This is a genomic window from Chitinophaga sp. H8 (assembly GCF_040567655.1).
Classification (GTDB): Bacteria; Bacteroidota; Bacteroidia; order Chitinophagales; family Chitinophagaceae; genus Chitinophaga; species Chitinophaga defluvii.
The window spans coordinates 782110-801692 of the sequence record NZ_JBEXAC010000001.1 but is presented as its reverse complement, the minus strand read 5'-3'; the positions used below and the strand labels follow the sequence as shown (position 1 = coordinate 801692).

General features: G+C 44.1%; 12 protein-coding genes. 7 read left to right on the top strand and 5 right to left on the bottom strand.

What is annotated here, in order from left to right:
* Positions 1 to 5: 5 nt before the first annotated feature.
* The 5 genes from ABR189_RS03070 to ABR189_RS03050 all read right to left on the bottom strand — a co-directional run bounded on the left by ABR189_RS03070 (position 6) and on the right by ABR189_RS03050 (position 8489).
* Entirely contained in the window at positions 6 to 1430 is a 1425-nt protein-coding gene (locus ABR189_RS03070; RefSeq protein WP_354658973.1) for a TlpA family protein disulfide reductase, read from the bottom strand.
* Between the two features lie 10 nt (positions 1431 to 1440).
* The gene (locus ABR189_RS03065) at positions 1441 to 2826 is read right to left on the bottom strand and encodes a RagB/SusD family nutrient uptake outer membrane protein (protein WP_354658972.1); all 1386 of its coding nucleotides are present in this window, start codon (positions 2824 to 2826) and stop codon (positions 1441 to 1443) included.
* A 10-nt stretch (positions 2827 to 2836) separates the two neighbouring features.
* Positions 2837 to 6319, bottom strand: coding sequence for a SusC/RagA family TonB-linked outer membrane protein (locus tag ABR189_RS03060; RefSeq protein WP_354658971.1), 3483 nt, complete (start codon positions 6317 to 6319; stop codon positions 2837 to 2839).
* Between the two features lie 324 nt (positions 6320 to 6643).
* Positions 6644 to 7810 (bottom strand): FecR domain-containing protein, encoded by a 1167-nt coding sequence (locus ABR189_RS03055; RefSeq protein WP_354658970.1) that lies wholly within the window; start codon positions 7808 to 7810, stop codon positions 6644 to 6646.
* An 88-nt stretch (positions 7811 to 7898) separates the two neighbouring features.
* Positions 7899 to 8489, bottom strand: a complete 591-nt coding sequence (locus ABR189_RS03050; protein ID WP_354658969.1) for an RNA polymerase sigma factor — start codon at positions 8487 to 8489, stop codon at positions 7899 to 7901.
* Positions 8490 to 8858: 369 nt separating this feature from the next.
* Here ABR189_RS03050 and ABR189_RS03045 point away from each other — a divergent pair, with 369 nt between their 5' ends.
* From ABR189_RS03045 to ABR189_RS03015, 7 genes are all read left to right on the top strand, one after another.
* On the top strand, positions 8859 to 9449 hold the full coding sequence (locus ABR189_RS03045; RefSeq protein WP_354658968.1) for an RNA polymerase sigma factor: 591 nt from the start codon (positions 8859 to 8861) through the stop codon (positions 9447 to 9449).
* Between the two features lie 74 nt (positions 9450 to 9523).
* The gene (locus tag ABR189_RS03040; protein WP_354658967.1) at positions 9524 to 10684 is read left to right on the top strand and encodes a FecR family protein; all 1161 of its coding nucleotides are present in this window, start codon (positions 9524 to 9526) and stop codon (positions 10682 to 10684) included.
* A 234-nt stretch (positions 10685 to 10918) separates the two neighbouring features.
* Complete coding sequence (locus ABR189_RS03035) at positions 10919 to 14464, top strand: SusC/RagA family TonB-linked outer membrane protein (protein ID WP_354658966.1); 3546 nt, start codon at positions 10919 to 10921, stop codon at positions 14462 to 14464.
* 12 nt (positions 14465 to 14476) lie between these two features.
* A complete protein-coding gene (locus ABR189_RS03030; protein ID WP_354658965.1) occupies positions 14477 to 16060 on the top strand; it encodes a RagB/SusD family nutrient uptake outer membrane protein in 1584 nt (527 codons plus the stop codon).
* An 11-nt stretch (positions 16061 to 16071) separates the two neighbouring features.
* The gene (locus ABR189_RS03025) at positions 16072 to 16992 is read left to right on the top strand and encodes a hypothetical protein (protein WP_354658964.1); all 921 of its coding nucleotides are present in this window, start codon (positions 16072 to 16074) and stop codon (positions 16990 to 16992) included.
* A gap of 53 nt (positions 16993 to 17045) precedes the next feature.
* Positions 17046 to 18392 (top strand): TlpA family protein disulfide reductase, encoded by a 1347-nt coding sequence (locus ABR189_RS03020; RefSeq protein ID WP_354658963.1) that lies wholly within the window; start codon positions 17046 to 17048, stop codon positions 18390 to 18392.
* A gap of 1 nt (position 18393) precedes the next feature.
* Positions 18394 to 19491, top strand: coding sequence for a thioredoxin family protein (locus ABR189_RS03015; protein ID WP_354658962.1), 1098 nt, complete (start codon positions 18394 to 18396; stop codon positions 19489 to 19491).
* Positions 19492 to 19583: the final 92 nt, after the last annotated feature.

Below are 19583 nucleotides of genomic sequence, written 5' to 3'. Positions count from 1 at the left end.
AAAATTCAGCGGTCGTAATAAACCAGCACCGCTGTTGGCCGGTATTCTTCCGCCACCGCTATTCCCAATGCATCCAGAGATCCAAACAGGGCATTCAAATAATTTCTACCTGAATGGCCCCCGATATGACTTTCAACCGCCATGTCCACCAAAGTATTATCATCAGACTCCACCACACAGGGCAGTGGCCGGTAGCCTTCCACATCGGATAATAAACCCCGGTCCGTTAAGGTGCCGGCGATATCTTTTAATACGTTCTTTACCGGCGTATTCGTAAATCTTGTAGTATAACCGGTGTTTTTGTCAGGAAACTGCTTGTTCTTTTTCCCGCCTTTCGACAGTGGTAATGCCGCAGGATTTTTAATCCGAAAAACCCGGGTCAGACGTGGCCGTGTTTCTATACGGGCGTTGATCCCCAGCTTTTGCCCGATATACTGGTTCAGCTCCTGCCACATGATCGATGGCAGGACGGCCTCCTGCGATAACGGCAATTCTATTTCGTAACAAAACCGATTCCGCCGGTAGTATCCATCTATCTCCCCTTCGTTATCCGGCATCAAAAAATATTGCGGGTAAGCCATCTCAAACACCGTTACCCAGGGCTTTGCATCTTGTCCGAAAATTTTCTGACCCAGCTGCAGTGTACTGTAAAAAAGTTGGTCGTAACTGTAATTCATAAAGCTGTAACGCACCGTGCCACGCGAGGAATCAACCACCCGCCCCGACTGAAGACCGTATATATTAGCACCTTCCCCAGTGTAGATCGTTGAAAAAATGCTGTGATCTGTGGAGTCTGACTGACGTTTATCCAATACCGTTCTAAGTTTTACAGTTTTAAGATTATGGAAAAAAGAAGAAGCCATGATGATATCCAGTTCACCGGTTTCGATCATTTTTTCGATGACCTTACTGTTGGTGTTATGCGGAACGGATATCCCGATTACCTTGCCCTTTCGATCGATCCAAACCTGCTGGCCCAGTGTGGGAAAAGGGAACAGGCTATCCCACCTGTTATCGCCAATAATCGAGGGCAGGTCTGGCAGGTATACTCTTTGGGCAATGGATGGGTGGGTCGTCCGCCGCTTCATTTCTTCCTTCGTTTCGTAAGGGTTTAGCATAATCGCCTGAAAATCTTTTTCAAAGCGTTTTTGCAGCCCTACGAGCCGTTTGAACCCGGAATAGCAGGATATACAGCCGGAAGCCCAGAAATCGAGCAACAGGTATTTACCCCTGAACTCACTCATTTTTACATCTTGCTTCGTATAATTTTCGATATCCTTTATCAGCAGATCAGGTAACTGATCCCCCACCTTCAGTGGCCGGAGTGGGCTTTGATGGGTTTGGGCTATGGCGGAAGACTTCACTAGTCCCATCACCACAATACATGACAAAACAAGACACGTGCAACGCATCCAAAAATACTTCAACATAACTACCGGATTATTTTAAGTTATTCTGTTCGATTCCTGTTAAATCGATTACAGTTTTTGGTATAGGCAAAGCATACCGGTTGCTGCCAGGGCGGAGTGTTGCTGTGAATGTTTGCCCATTGACCGTAATCGTTCGTTCCAATGTAACAGCAAATCTCGGATCGTTCCCCAGCCGCCGTAGGTCCATGGCGCGGAGTCCGCGAAAAGGCAATTCCTTTTTTCTTTCGGTTATTACTTGCATCAGTGCATCATCCGCACCCGATGCAGTACGGAGTTGAAAGTGCTCTTTTTTGTACCGGTGTTGCAAGAGATCATTCAAATCTTTCATGGCTTTATCCGCATCTCCTCCCCTGGCCCAGCACTCGGCCCTTATCAACAACATTTCAGGAACTGTGGTACCGACAAACATTGCCGCACTAACCCATCCGGTGTAACTCCCTTTAAACACGATATTATCGGGTGCATTGACGGTAAAAAGACCTGTTTTTCTTAAATCGTCCTCATCATAGCTTTGATAAAACGCCGGGGTCACCAGCGACTTTCTTGGGTCCGAAAACATAGGTCCAACTCCACTATGCGGAATGATGATTTCTTCCATGTTATAATTAAAAGGCAGCGGCAGTCCAAGGTCCCGGGTATTATAATCATCCACATAAGATGTAACACTGAGCACCTCGCTGGCGTGGTCCCGCGCTTTATCATATTCTCCTCTTACCAGGTAAATGCGGGCCAGGACAGCATGGGCGGCCAGTTTATCGGGCCGGGTCAACAGCGGTTCCCGGGCTGGCAATAAACGCACGGCCTCATCAAGATCCTCCAATATACTTTTATACGACCCGGCTACCGTAGACCGTACGGTTTTGTCGCCTTCTGCCGGATTCTTTTTAATGGGTATCCCAGGATCCTTATCTGCCGTTTCTTTATTGTAGGGCATGGAAAAATGTTCCAACAGCATAAAATGTGTAAACCCCCTGTAATACAAAGCATGCCCTTTTAATTGTAGCCCCCGTTGGGTAAGGCCATCCTTAACCGTTGGCAGCAGGTCGAGCACCACATTGCAGCTGAATATTTTTTTGTAGGCACTGGTCCAGGTACTCGAAACGGTAAGATCTTCCGGCTGCACATTGAACAGGTATTCATTTCGTTCTTCATCCGACAATGCGGCAAAAGCATCAGGTGTAAGGATACTGTAATCGGATATCCGCTCCTGCTGTGCAGGTATGCTATTCAAAGCCACAACTGCCGGATTGTCCATGATAGCTTCCAGCTCGCTAACCCGGTTAGGAATGATGGTGGAGCTGGAGTTCTTGACATCCAGGTATTTATCGCAACCTGCCAACAGCAATGCCGGCAGTAGTACGGCAGTGCTCAGTATATTTAATAATCGTTGTTTCATGAGTGTCTTTTTAAAAATTTGCACTAATTCCCAGCGAATAATTTCTGCCGGGCGGCGTATTCCTGTAATCTGCATCCAGGTGCTCATCGTTTGCAGTCCATAACAGCGCTGCATTGCCCATAGTACCATAAAGCTGTACCTGCATGGCTTTACCTGAACTTCTGATTTTTATCGGTCTACTGTAAGACAGTCTGATGTCCCGCAGTTTGATCTGATCACCTTTCCTGACATTATCTTCCGAGCGCTGGTAAAAAGATTCCCTGTTGGAAACCGCTGGATAGATCATGGAAGGTACCCGGGTATTGCGCTCATCTCCGGGTTGCTGCCAGCGTTTATTAAAATCGGGGTGCCCCTTGTAATTCGCGAACAGCATGCTATAGTTCAGTCCTTCCCGCTGGAAATAGTAGTTGAATTTATAAGTAAAATTTGCTGATAATGCGAAGCCACGCCAGGAAACATCTTGCCGCAAGAAACCGTACAGCCGGGGTAGCGCCGATCCATGGTAGACCAGATCACTCAACGACCCCCTGAAAATATTAGTATAGTCTTCACTTACCTTATCACCGATATATCCCCTGGGATTGCCGTTTTCCGGATTTAGCCCTGCCGATCGATAGCTAAAAACAGGATACAGCTGGTACCCTTCCATAGGATACATACCACTTCCGTCTGCTCCAGCCAGGAAATCAATATTGTATTTAGACCCGTAATATTTATGCACTACATCCTTTACATGCGAAAGCGACCAGGTGGCCGACCACCGTACGGCCCTGCGAAGAATATCTGCACTAATCTGAATATCTACCCCCTTCCCTGTTAAGGTGGCTATATTCTTATCCAATTGCACAAATCCATTGGTGGGATCAACCATGGACGACGAGATCAAATCGGTCGATTTTTTACTGAAATATTCCAGCGAGCCGCTTAACCGTCTGTTCCATAAACTAAAATCAACCCCCATATTGAACATGCCAACCAGCTCCCACCGCAAGTCCGGATTGGGAGGCCCCATCACCAGCCCAATGGGCGTATTAGTATACTCGGAAACCGAATTATACATGATGATCTTGGTTTTGGCCGACATACCTCCTGAGTTGCCACTGTGGCCATAAGTAACCCGCAGCTTAAGATTATCAAAAGCCGATTGCTGTAGAAACCGTTCCTCGGAGAGGATCCAGGAAAGCCCCCCAGACCAAAGCGGTTTCCATTTATTATTGGTGCTTACACCAAATATATTGGCGGCATCACGGCGGGCGCTTGCCGTAACAATGTAGCGGCTTTTGTAGGTATAAGACAAGTTGGAGAAAAATGAGACGCTGCGGTTGCGTAGTTCATTAAACCCCTGTCCGCTGGAAATTTTACCGATACTTGATACACCATCCGATATGGGATAATAATTCACCGCATCCACCACGCCTGCAATCTTAAGATCAGGATCATACCCATAGTAATTGTTTGACGTGGAATTGCTTTGGTTATCACTAGTTTCACCTCCTCCTATAAAGTCGATCCGGTGAAGGCCCTTCCAGCTCAGATTATAGCTGAGCTGCCCCCGGATATTATTACCACGCATCCGGTCATGCTGATATTCCAGGATACTACCGCGCGGAACAATATAAGTGACCTTATCGTCCTTCAATTGGGTAAACCGGTTGATCATATTCCGGGTGCTATAAGCCTCTTCGCGTTTCAGGAACTCCGTGGTACCGTTTAGCCTTTCATGCTTGTAAATAATACTTAGCTCCAGGTTTTTAACCGGCTTGTACCCGATCTTCACCAGGATATTATTGTGAAGAGAACGTACATCCCTGGTGCTGTTGAACAGCTCGTCGTATGGACGTAACCGCCAGTCGAGGAAACGGCCTCCACCCAGTGTATCGATATAGTCGGGATTATAGGTCATAGGAACAGCAAGCGCGTTGCCACCGTCATCCACCAATTGCGCGTAGGGCCAAATAGATCCCATACCTCCGCCAACTGTAATCGGATGACTGTAAAAGGAACCTGAAGTGGCATTGGCGGATAACAAACTCATTTCCGCTGATACCTCCAGGTTTTTTAACGGGCGAAAAGAGAGTAACGATCGGAGATTCATACGCTGATTATCGGCATTCACCATTTCTGACAAACCGCGCACCAAACCACCAGACACCATAAAGCTGTGTTTACTACCTCCGCCGGACAAATTCAGACTGTATTGCTGCGTGACTGCATTCCTGTAAAAATATTTTTCATAATCCTGCCGTACATCCTGCTGCTCCCAGGCAGCGATTTGCGCATCGGCCGCTTCCTGTGTGATCTGGTTATTGCGGAGTTGGTTCAACAACTGCACCTGCGGCGACAGGATAATCGTTTTCTTGTTGGGATTAGTCAACCTGGCATCATAATGGCCCTTATCAAACAACCAGCGCTCCACCCCCATCAGCTCGGGTACTGTCATGTTCTTTTTATAGTACAGATCGATAGGTTCCTGTATCGTTACATTGCTGTTAAAATCTACCCGAAACGGTTGGCCTATGGTCGATTTTTTCCGGGTAATCACAATTACACCGTTCCCGGCTTTGGCCCCCCAGATACTGGCTGCGGCAGCATCTTTCAATAAGGTAACACTTTCAATATCGTTCGGGTCAAGGTCATTTACCTCACCGTAGTAGGGAAAATTGTCGACCACTACCAGGGGTTGTGTAAACGTAAAAGAATTATAACCCCTGATATTGAATCGTTGATTTGGCGTTCGTTTGTCGAACTGTATTCCGTTGGCATTGCCATCCAGCAGCTCGATAACGCTGGTGCCTACCCGGCGGTTGAGCTCTTTATTACTTAAATAAACAAAACTACCCGTTGCCCGCTCCTTTGGTATTTTCTGATACCCTGTATTCACCACCACTACCGCGGCCTCCAGCACATGCACATCCGCCAGCAATCGAATGGTAATGGTTTGCCGGCTTAATACATCTGCCGTTACCTTTATACTTTGTGATTCATAGCCCACAAAAGAAATAAATAGTACATCCGCTTCTTTCACATTGATTGAAAACTCCCCGTTGTCATTCGCAGTTGTGCCAATATGGGTGCCTGTTATTTTTACCGAGGCACCGGCCAGGGGGGCGCCTGTACTGTCTATGATGCGCCCCTGTAATTCGATCTGCTGTATCTGCGGAGCATCCTCCTGGGATTGGCTGTTGGTTGCCGGCGGTACTGCGGCCTTTGACAATATGATCGTTCGCTTGCGGATATTGTATTGTATGGGCTGGCCGGCAAACAGCTTTGTCAGAAATGATTGTAAAGGCATGTTTTGCGCCTCAATTGTTACGGGTAGTGCTGATCGTAACAGTTCTTCATTACCAAAGATTGTATATCCCGTCTGTTTTTTGATCACCTGAAACACCTGCTCCAGCTTCACGTCATGCCCTGCATAGGTGATCGTTTGTGAAGATACCCTGGCGCTTACCTGTAAGCAAAAGATGAATAGTATGGCTGTTGTAAGTTTCATCACACGGACAATCAAGTTCTTTTCCTGAAAAGCATTCATTCCGGCTCCTCGCCTCAGCGGGATACTAATCCCGACGTATTTTGGTTGTTGCAAGTCATTTCCGTACACAGAAATGCAGGCTTTACTAAATGCAAAATTTTGCATACTTTTATAGTCTGATTTTGTTTTGATAAAACAGTAAATTCCTTCAAGTATTTCATTGTGAGATCAATTCAAAATAGCCGCCGGCAGTGTTCCTAGCACTTCCGGCTTTTTTTTGAAATCCCTTCATTTCTATTTCATGACATCATATGAGCTGGTTTTTGGAAGTGAATAATGTATGCTTTAATCAATTGTTACTATTTTACCTTCCAGGCGGCAACGAATTCCTGCATCTTTTAGGCTCTGCAGTACTTCCTGTAGGCTCAGATCCCGTCCCATCTCTCCGAATAAACGGGCAGTGGGTTTCCCGGATTGGTATTCCACCTTTACGTCGTACCAATTTTCAATCTGGCCCATTACCTCGTCTATGCCCAGCTGATCAAAATTGAACACCCCGTTTTTCCAAGCCATGACCTGGTCGAGGTTGGGAGAAGCATTTACTTTCATACTTCCTTTTCCTGCCACGGCCTGCTGACCAGGCGCAATAACAACCGTTCCATCCTTATTTCCCGTTCTTACCGCCCCTTCCAATAAGGTTACTTTAATTACTTGTTCATTGCTATATGCATTCACATTAAAATGCGTACCCAGTACTTCTGTTCTAACGCCATCAGACGAAACAATAAATTTCGCCGCTTTGTCTTTGGCCACCTCAAAGTATCCCTCTCCATGCAATTCCACCTTACGCTCATTCCCTGTAAATGCTACCGGATAAGTAATAGATGAACCGGCATTCAGCCACACCTGGCTTCCATCCGACAACCGGATATCTATTACTTTGCTGCCCCGGGGATTACTCAGTGTATTGTACTGTAATTCTTTTACTATCTGCCCTTCGGAAGTTTGATAAGCAATCTGTCCGCTGGCCAGCTTTACCAGTTTCATGGCTCCCTGCTGTGCTAATTGACCATTACCCGCGCTATCCAAATCCACCCTTCGCCCATCTGCCAGGGTAATTGTCGCACGGTTCCCGGTTGGCGCAGGAATATCTGTGATAGGAACGTTTGCTATCGGGCCTGTATCGGGCCCGCGCATATTAAACCACCAAAGTAAGGTTCCCAATGCCAATAAAAAACAAGCTGCTGCGACCAGCCGCCATCTTCTGAGCATCCTGAAACCAACAACCCTTTCTTCCTCTTTTTGCAAGATGGACCTCAAAACCGGCTCCCATTTTTCTTTTGTAAATTCAGCATCGGGAGCGCTGTTTCTAAACACCTCTTCCAGATAAGGATACCAATCCATATCTGGATGGGAGTTATTCAGCGCTAGTAACTCCTTTACCTCTTCCGGCGTACTTTCATCATCCAGATATTGCTGTAGCAGCTTTTCTATGTCCTGTTTAGATTTCAATAGTTACAGTTTTAACACTACGATTTCAGGTGTTATTCAAGATAAGACACACAACTTTGTTGCAGGTACTGTTCAACCGAAAAAAAAATTACAGGTATTTCAAAAGAATCAGTGCTATATAAACACCAAAATCCTTTTGGACTGTTTCCTGGATGAAACGCAGGGCAATTCGCAATTGGTCTTTAACTGTATTTTCGGATATATTAAGATATGCTGCAATTTCAGCGCGGGACAGCCCTTCTTCCCGGCTTAGCTGGTAGATTTTTCTTCGCTGGTTGGGTAAGGCACCCACTGCTTTATTAATCAATTCCCTTAAATCTTTTACAGCAACAGCATCTTCCTGGTTGATAGTGTCATCCGGAGAATAAAGGTATAGCTGTCTAATGGCATGGTCTCCATTCTTCTCCTTACGTAGCTCATTAAATGCAATATTCGTGGCTGCTCTATAGATATAGCCGGAAAGGTTGGATATTTCCGGAAGACGGGCCCTGTTAAGCCATAGCTTTAAAAAAACCTCTGCAATGACATCTTCTGTAACAGCAGCGCTTTTTACAATTTTTAAAATAACCGGATTTATGATTGCCCCATAATGATAAAAGAGGCTGGAAAATGCATCTTCATCACCTTTGGCTATTAGCGCAGCAATTTTAAAATCATCAAAAACTTCCAAGGTACTCAATTACAAACAGATTTCTTCTCCTTGCAAAATAAACAATCAACCGCAATTAATTTCTGTTGTATTTCAAATCACCTGTTTAATAAATAAGATAGGATGATAGCACTTTGTTGAGAAAACACCTGAGCCCGCAGTATAAGGTGTTAGAATTTCCTTCAGGTATACAAACAAAAATTCCCGGTTAATAACCGGGATAATTTCAGCGGGGCCCGGTATATTAAGCGATCGCTCTTAATAAACCGACCACTACAAACCAATAATATAAATATATTTTTTCAAAAAATATTAAATTTCTCCATGCAATTTTCATTATAACTTAGCTTTTCTTTTCGGCTTTTTATATTTTTCAACTGAAAATATTACTTAAGAAAAGTGAACATCATACACATCACTGATGAGAAGGAACTGTTGCGCAGATTGCGGGATGGTGATGAACCTGCGTTTAAGACACTGTATGAGCACTATGCACCTCGACTGGCTGCCAGGCTAATCCAATTACTACGGTCAGAAGAATTGGCAGAAGATGTTCTGCAGGATCTGTTTATAAAAATTTGGGAGATAAGGCTGACGATCAATCCCGAGCTTAGTTTTGGTGCTTTATTATATAAAATAGCAGCCAATCTTTCAAAGAATGTATATAGAAGAAGTGTCTATGATCAGCTGATGCGTAAGCAGATCAATCCGGATGAAGGTCATAATCCCATAGAAACATCTCACGACCAATCCGAAGCCAAAGAATTGCTGCAGGCAGCTTTAAGTAAGCTTACTCCAAGACAAAGGGAGGTATATGTCATGGCCAAGATAGATGGCCTTAGCTACCAGGAAATAAGCAAGCGTTTAAATATTAGTACCTCCGCCATCAACCATCACATACAAGAGGCTAATAAACAATTGAGAAATATATTAAAACGCAACCACATATATATCCTCGCAGTATTAATTCCCATTTTTTTTGAAAAATAATGCCTGAAGGGGTGCTATTTTTTATTTCTCGTGTGTATTTATTGTAATCAGGCATTAACAGGACTATTGCTAAGATGGAAAACACTCATATAGAAGAACTTTTTAAAAAATATTTGTTAGGCATAATAACTGAACAGGAATTGGCCTATCTGTATGATTTTTTTCAGCAACAGGAAAACCAGCAGGAACTGGATGCCTTATTCATTAACTTTTTTTCAGAAGAGTTAGTCGAATCACCACCCTTGGCTACCAAAGCCACAATAGTTAAAGATCTCGCCTGGCAAGGCATTGAGAAGCGACTGGGCATGACGACATCTGGTCAAAAATTTAGACGGATGTCCTGGTGGAAAGGAGTTGCAGCGGCAGCAGGATTATTGCTTGTATTGTCAAGCGGATTTTACTTTTATAGGGAATATGCAGGTAACCGTACTGCTACAACGAGATTTGCAAACCTTGATATCCCACCAGGTACAAACCGGGCTACGCTCACCACATCTAATGGAACGGTATATCAGTTGAATGGTGAGAAAGAAGAAATTGTCATAGACAAAGAAAGTATTCGCTACAAAGATGGAGATATACTGCCTGTAAAAGATGTTATCCAGCTGGTAACATTAAATACTCCAAAAGGAGGACAATACCGCGTAACATTAAGTGATGGCACAAGGGTTTGGCTGAATGCAGCTTCTTCATTGTCATATCCAACCTCATTTAATGGGAAAGACCGTGAGGTAACACTGCATGGCGAAGCTTATTTTGAAGTATCACAGCATGCTTCCCAACCATTCATTGTGCATACACCAAAACAGGATATTAAAGTACTGGGCACTGAATTTAATATTAATTGTTACCAGGACGAGGGGAAAACAGTGACCACATTGGTAACCGGCAGCGTGAGATTAGAAAGCAGCGGAGGCCTGCCGTTACAAATGCGTCCTGGTGAACAGGCTTTGCTGGATAAGGAAGATTTTAATGTAGCAATGGTAGATGTATCATTATACACAGCATGGAAAGATGGAGATTTCAGGTTCAGGGCCACACCATTGATAGAAGTATTACACCAGCTGGAACGTTGGTATGACCTGGATATAGACTATAATGGTATTCCTGAAGATATTAAAATTCATGCATCCATCAGGAGAGATAAAAAATTGTCAACTGTGCTTCATGCACTGGAAAAAATAGGGGATATAAAATTTGACGTAAACGACAGGAGTATTAGAGTAATCCATTAGTAAAACTACTAAAATCATTTATTGGGTTTCCGCTTGTAGCAACGTGTGATGTATACGTTAGCCGTGGGGAACTTTATACCTATAATCAACCAAAAACCAACCCTTTCATTTATGGGCTATTTCCTTTCTCTTAGGAACAAAGGAAGGTATGTGTTGTACTGTGAGCATTTCGCAAAGAACAATGATGGTACCACATTTTCACTTCCGTACAGATTTTTAGTTATTCTTATTCCAATGATGGTGCTGCAACTGTTTGCAAAGGCGCAGACAGTCACTTTGGATGTAAAAAATGCCCCTTTTGTACAGGTGGCAGAAGAGATCAGCAAGCAGACAAAGTATGATTTCTCTTACAATGACCGCATTCTGAAAAAGACAAAGCCGGTCACACTCAAACTGGTGAAGGAGCCACTTTCCAGTGCTCTGCAGAAGCTCCTTTCAGAACAGCCGCTCAGCTTTGAAATCAGGGATGGTTTGATCATTATTACAGAAAAGGTTGCAGCTGTTGCTGACCAGAACGTTAATTTACAATCAGACGTTAACGGTCGTATCACTAACGAAGCTGGTCTACCGCTGGAGGCTGTAGCTATCAAAGTGAAGAATAAAAATTTTGGTACCAGAACAAACAAAAACGGTGAATTCTCTATTCCAGGCAGATATGCCAATGACATGCTGCAGATACATCTGCTGGGGTATGCAGACATGGAAATAGGTGCCCAGCGGGCCCGTGTAGTAACCCTCACATTGTCTACTGCTGATCTGAACGAAGTGAACGTGGTTGTCAACACAGGTTACCTGAAAATAGACAGGCGCCATCTGACCAGCGCCGTCACCACCATCAAAATGGATGATATAAGAACCCCTGGTGTCAATACCATTGACAGGTTACTGGAAGGAAGGGTACCCGGCATGATGTTCATGCAGAACTCTGGCCAGGTGGGTGCTGCACCTAAACTAAGAATAAGGGGTACATCCACCGTTCTTGGTAACCGGGAGCCACTGTGGGTACTTGATGGTATTGTACTGACCGACCCTGTTAATGTGGATCCTCAACAGATCAACGACCTGGATTTTGTGAACCTGTTGGGTAATGCCATAGCTGGTCTGAATCCTGAAGATATAGAGCAGATAGATGTGCTGAAGGATGCTTCTGCCACTGCCCTATATGGTGCAAAAGCAGGTAATGGCGTAATTGTGATCACTACGAGAAAAGGTAAACCGGGAAAACCCATGATATCATATACCCTGTCGTCCGGCTATACCCGGCGGCCAAGGTATTCAGACAGAAGCATGTATATGATGAACTCCCGGGAGCGCATGGATGTATCCAAAGAAATGGTGGAACGTGGGATGCAGTATAATAACATCACCCAATGGTCAGGCTATGAAAGAGCTTTGCAGGATTACTACGGTGGTAAGATCGATTACAGCGAGTTCAAACGTTTGAGTGATTATTATGCTAATGTGAATACCGACTGGATGGGGTTGCTCACCCAGGATGCCTTTACGCAGAACCACACATTGAACCTGTCTGGTGGATCCAATGATATTAAATATTACTCGTCTATCGGTTACCTTAACGAAACCGGCGTGATCAAAGGAGAAGGTAACAAGCGGTATTCTTCTATGCTGAATGTAACTGCTGACTATAAAAAATTCATGGCGCAGATCGCATTCAATGGAAGCTACCAGGTAAGGAACTATTCACCTTCCGATCTTGGAGTGATGAACTATGCTTACAACACCAGCCGTACATTACCTGCTTATAATACGGATGGCAGCTTATTCTATTATCCACAGGTCAATGGAGCACTAAAGTATGATTACAATATCCTGAATGAGCGTAACAATAGTAATGATCATACAGATCTTATTGCAGCCAATATCAGGGCCTTACTGAGATTGCGGGTCATGAGGGGGCTGGATGTAGAAGGTACTTTTGCCGTGGGGGTGAGCAGCAACTCCAGGGAATTATACTATACAAAAGACTCCTACTACATATTTAAACTGCGTGCAGACCAGACAACCAGGTGGGACCTGGCACCTGTAGGCGGTGAGCTGCAAAAAGAAGATACACGCAACAGGAATTATACCGGTCGTTTACAGGTAAACTACCTGACCACAATGGGACCATCAGGCAAGCATTCTTTAACTGCTACTGGTGGAGTTGAAGTCAAATCCAATGCTTACAATGGATTCAACATTACCAGGAGAGGCTATTTTACTGAAATGGGCGGGTATTTTGATATTATACCCACTACCTACACCGGCTACTATCAGCAGTGGATGACCACAAAAGCTGCTTTAGGTTATTTTAACCGCCAGCTTACAAACGATTTTGCCTGGTTCAGCACAGCTGGTTACTCCTATGATAACAGGTATATGCTGAACGTACACATCAGGGGTGAACAATCCAATCTTTTTGGTGCCAGAACCAACAATCGCTTCCTGCCTATATGGGCAGTGTCCGGTCGCTGGAATATGAAAAATGATGTATTCCACAATGTTTCCTGGATCAATGATATGGCATTGAAAGGTTCTTGGGGCTGGCAAGGGAATATGTTGCCTGGTCAGTCCGCGAATATGGTGATCCGCCAGAATCTGGCTACCAATCCCTACTATAATGAAACCTCATCCAACATCGTAAATTATCCTAATCCTGATCTGAAATGGGAAAGAACTTCATCATTTAATGCAGGAGTGGAATTTTCGATCCTGAAAGGTAAACTGAATGGTTCATTTGCCTATTTCTATAAAAAAACAAAAGATGCATTCCTGGACAAAACAGTGTCGGAGGTCAATGGCGTAGAAAAATATGTTATTAACAGTGGCAACCTGGAGAACAAAGGTATAGAAGTGTCCTTGTCAATCCGGGCTATTGATAATACCTCCCTGGGCAGTACAAAACGCGGTTTCGTATGGCGCATAGACCCTCAGTTAGGTCAGGTACTGAACAAAGTATTGAACAGGGCTATCAATAACAGGAACAATGTACTGGTGGACAACATCACTTACAACAACTTCCTGGATGGTTCAGTACAACTGTCCGGAAAACCGCTCAATACTTTTTACTCCTATAAATTTAAAGGGCTGAGCCCCGTGGATGGTTCTCCAATCTTTTATGGAGCAGAACCAGAAATGTCAGAAGAATATAATAAGAAGTATTCCCAGATGAAAAGAGAGGATGTATATCTCGCCGTCATGAGTGAGTCTGGCAGAAGAGAACCTTTTATACAGGGAGGCATCTCCAACTACTTTGGCTGGCGCAACTTTGGTCTGTCCTTCAACGTAACTTATTCCCTGGGTAACAAGATCAGGATGCTAAAAATAGCCTCCGGGTATGCATCTACAATTGCCTATCCGCAACAGAACCTGCGCAAAGAATTTGTACGCAGATGGCGGCGCCCGGGTGATGAAAATGATACCAACATTCCCGGGCTACAGGTCAACACCACCCAGAATACCCCATGGTGGAATATGTATCCTGCCAGTGCGTATTCATTTGGAGGTAGCATATATGACATGTATGACAACTCGGATATAAGGCTGGTAAGTGCCAACTATCTGAAGCTACAATCGGCTTCATTCAAATACAACTTTGATGAGAAAATGATCCGGAGGTTAGGCTTTGCATCTGCCTATGTCAGCATCACAGGCACAAACCTGTTTACGATCACCAACAGGTTGCTGAAAGGACAGGACCCTGCACAATCAGGCCAATCTCCAAATATCAACCTATCAGTAAGACCTGCCTACACAGGTAGCATTAACGTATCATTTTAAAATATAAGCACCATGAAAAATTTAATTGCGCTGCTTACATGCTTACTGTTGCTGTCATCATGCAGTAAATTTCTGGAGGAATATACAACAGATCAAAAATATGCTTCTACCACAGCTGACCTGGAAGGGCTGATGATCGGCGAAGCCTTTATGCCAAATGTTCAACTCTCTATTTATAGCCAGTCTACCATGTCAGATGTGTCTTCAGAGTCGGCTGTCTTCGCACCATGGCTTCACCTGATGGATGACGATAGTGAAGCATTTGTAGCGGATTTTGTAGAAACAAGCCAGGCTACCCCGCTTTACAAATTATCCGGATTTCATGACTGGAGCCAGGCACCTGCTGTAGATGTCCTGAACGCCTCCTGGGAGGAAACTGCCTGGAGAAAACTATACAAACGTATCGGGGCTTTAAATGCAATACTTTTCCAGGCAGCCAGACTGGCGGACAGCGCAGCGCCCAACCCGCAATTGAAACATATACGCGGGGAAGCCTATTTCCTTAGGGGATACTACTATTTTATGTTGCAGAACATCTATGGATCTCCGTATCGGAAAAGCAGCGCTGCCACAGATGAAGGTGTACCCGTAAAAGTCTCTGAAAAGATTGACGATAAGTATTTCACCCGTGATAATAATGAGAAGGTCTACAACCAGATCATTGCAGATCTGGATCAGGCTGCTATCTACCTGGAAGGTTATAACCCTGACAACAATATCAGGGTAGGTATCGCAGCTGTGAAAGCATTGCAAAGCCGGGTATACCTGTTCACAGAACAATATGACAAAGTAGTGTCGGTGTTGAAGAACTTTGAAACGATGGGCTACAGTCTCACAGACCTTAACCAATATGTAACAGGCAACAGCTTCAGTTACCGTGGTGCCAGTGAATCCATTTTTACCATGGGCTCCTATGTCATCCCTGGCATTTTCATGAACGACTCTCTTTCAAGCTGGGCTGGCAATGATAACAGGGTTTCCGCTTTCAAAGCAACCAATGACCTGATAGCCACTTATGACACGGCCGACCTGAGAAGGGTTGCGTTTTTTCAAAGGGCGAGTAAAAGCAGATCCTGGTTACCTGCCAAATACCGTACATGGAATATGTATAATGATCCGGCCCAGGTGTCCTGCATCTTCTACTTCCGATATGCCGAAGTAGTCCTGAACCGTGCAGAAGCGTTGGCCATGATGGGTGCAGATGGGGAATCACGGGTAGAACTGGAGAACCTGCGAATGAAAAGGTTCAGGAATGCCAGTGCAGATCAGCTTCCTTCGTCAAATAAGGCGCTGGTTGACTTCATCCGTGCAGAGCGCCGTCGTGAACTGTGCTTTGAAGGGCATCGCTGGTTTGATCTCAGGCGTTATGCAGTCAATTCGAAATATCCCTTATCATCCGCTTTCACTATCAGGCACCCAGTCTATAGCTATGACGCACAATCAAACACCCATACCCAGGTTGGCAATTACGTGCTGAAATCCATCACAGTAGATGGCCCGGCATGGCAGGTACCAATCCCTAATTATGCCATAGAATTCAATCGTGGGTCCTTAACAAATCCGATTCGTCCTGCTCGTCAGGTCCAAGCACTATAAAACCATTGCAAATGAACATCAATATATACCTGTTCGCCTTTGCCTTATTTGCTATGGCAACATCCTGCAGGAAGGAAGAAGAAACGGTTTTCCCTGATTACGACAGGAACTGGCTCGTAGTAGAGGATAATCCCAATGATCCTGCCATCCATGCCAATTACCTGTTTTACAAAGAAACGGGTATACCGGTATACATGAACGATACCATTGGCTCACAGCAGCGCAAGGACGTGTTTGGGAAGGAATATACCTACTATGAGGTGTTGTCCATGAATTATTCCTTAGGCGGTGTGCAGAGTGGAACACCAAATGTACAGTCATTTACATATTGCACTGAAGCAGACGTACCTGCGGCGCTGGCTTTTCTGAGAGAAGAGATCTTGCCTATACTGCCAGCAGGTGTGCATGTGCCCAGTATATTACTGGTGGATACGCTGAATAGCGATGCATTTGGCAAATATGCATTCAAGGGATTTAATACAATTGTGATAGGTGCTGTGCCCCAGATATCACAGATGGACGCAACCACCCGTGCAGCTTACAAGGGAGCCATCCTGCGGGCATTCCTTACCAATGCAGTACTCGATGAAAAGTATAACAATATCCTGGAGAAATTTTACAACACTTCCAGGAAGTATGTAACCTCACGGGATATCTATAGTATTTACATATTCCAGCTTTCCAGCCAGGTGACCGGTCTGCCGCCAGGGATCACAGCTACACCACAGGCGGTTGGATTCCTGGGTACAGATCCAAGAAACAGTTATTATACCCCGATGTCAACCTGGATGGATGTATGCATGTACCTGGAGGCAACACTTGGAAATTCAGAAGAACAGTTTAAACAGCTGTATGGTAACCAGCCCAATATTATGACCAAATATGGCTATATCAGACAGATACTGGCTGATATAAATGTTCCGGTTCAATAACAAGACAATCAAAACAAGCAACAGCGTATTTCAAATTATAACTAAACATCAAAATGAAGAAAACGGTATTATCTATGCTGATGCTGGCCCTCTCTGCTATAGGCTGGGCACAGCAAGCAACGATCAATGGGAAATTTATAAAAGAGAATACCAGTACGGTAAATACCGGCCAGATATATCTCTTCAAGGCAGAAAACGGTGGCATGGTTCCATTGACTATGATCCCGTTGGCCAGGCATGACCACTCCTTCCAGGTACAGGTGGCAGACAGTGATCTGAATGTGATTAGGTATATTGGTTTTCCAGATGAGATTTACCCGGTATACCTGCGTAAAGGTGATACGCTGACGCTCAATGCAGGTTTGGGTGAGATCACGTATGGAGGTAAGGTGAATGCAGAAAATAAAGTTTTTGCTGAATGGAACAAAATAGTGACGCCGCTCAGGAAATACAGCTATACCAAAGATGGTTTTAAACGGTCAGCAGACTATTTTGCTGGTACTCTGGATTCCCTGGTAAAACCTATGGAAGCATTTGTAAACGTTATCAAAACCGGCAATGCAAAATTTGACAGCTATGTTAAATTCATGCTACCTTATTGTTTTAGAAAGGATGCACTGGGGCCATTTAACATGGGGCTGGGATATGCTGAGCGTGAGCAATACCCTGCTTTCATGTCAAATATGTTAAATACGGAGAAATTTTCAAATCCGCAGATCTGGACGCTACCTTTTGGTTACAGTTACATACAGGGTACCATATTTGTAAAGCACTATATCTATAATCACGAGAATGGGTTCCTGGAGGATATCATTGCCACAGAGATCACGAATCCTAAGATGAGAGCTGACTACATACTCTCCTTGTTAGAACGCCAAGAATACCAGAACATGGCTGCTTTTGTAAAAAACAACAAACAGTACATGGTCACAACTCAGCAGAAGAACAGGATGAAGATCCTTGAAAAAAGAGCCAACTTAAAGGAACCTGGCGCAGAGTCTGTTGATTTTGCATATCCTGATATGAATGGTAAGGTATATCATCTCAAAGACTTCCGTGGAAAAGTGGTACTGGTAGATGTGTGGGCTACATGGTGTAAACCTTGTCTTGCTGAACAGCCTGCACTGGAGGCACTCGAAAAATCTTTTGAAGGCGCAGATATTGTTTTCCTTAGTGTTTCAATAGACACGGAAAAAGATAAATGGAAGAATATGGTGGAGACTAAGAAGCTGTCAGGCCTGCATTTATACTCCAATAACCAGGGAAGTTTAATCCAGGATTACGAAGTGACTGAAGTACCACGGTTTATTCTGTTTGATAAGAACGGTAAGATAGTAAGTTATGACGCTATCAGACCTTCTGATCCAAAGTTAAAAGAGTTAATCCAGTCAAAAATCTAATATGAAAGTATTCATTGTTTCTCTATTTATAGCAATAGGTGTATTATGTTCACATAATACACTTATTGCACAGGGTATTGTTTTCCAGGAGTTGACGCTTAAACAGGCCATTACGAAAGCTAATGACCCGGCAGATCCAAAGTTGATCTTTGTGGATTGTTACACCAGCTGGTGCGGCCCATGCATTGAAATGGCCAAACAGGAATTTCCTAAAAAAGTAGCAGGCGACTTTTTCAACCCAAAGTTCGTCTCTGTTAAATTTGACATTGAAAAAGGAGAAGGCATCGATATTGGTAAAAAGTATGATGTCAAAATGTTCCCAACATTCCTTATCCTGGATGCAAAAGGAGAAGAGATCAACCGTGTGATAGGCAAGGCCGGTGCAGAAGAATTCATTGAAAAAGTGAAAGTGGCTATGAAACCTGATAATTCAATGGTAAACCTGAAGGCTGCTTATGAGAAGGATAAGAGCATGCTTACTGCATTGCCTTATGCCAAGGCGCTGGCTGACAATGCTAAAGATCCAACTGCTGTGCTGAATGAGGTTTTTGACATTGCATATGACTTTGAACGGTTCAGTGTTGATTACCTGAACCTCGCATTGAGTACAGCGGAATTTGGCAGCCCTTTTTTCAGGAAGTTAATGTGGAGTAAAAGAAAAATCGATCTGACATTGGGTGAGGAAGTAGCCAACCAGCTCATCTTTGATAAAGTACGCAAACACATGTACCTGATCGCCAATGAAAATGGGGCCAAATACAATGTTTACTACACGCCTCAACAAGTGGAGGATATCGTATATACCATTTCATTGCTGAAGATGGATCCAATGATTCAGGAGGTGCATTTGTGCAGGATCGCACTATATGTGGTCAACAAAGACCTGGATGGAATGATCGATTACTATAAGCGCTACATAATGAATTTGCCAAACAACGATGTGTTTAAAGGAATAATGGAAGGGATTCTGTCAAGCAAGATCCCGAAGGCCACTGCTGCCCAGAAAGCTGCCATTATGGAATATTATCAGCTGGGGCAAAAGAGCTTTGAAAGACAGGCAAAGCATTACCAGGACATATCAGCGTCTCTTAGTAAATAAGCAGGGATAAACGTGATGCCAATACTTCAAATAACAGGGAAATGAGTTTTTTTTCAAAAATATATACAATCAAATTAACCGTTCTAGTGGCA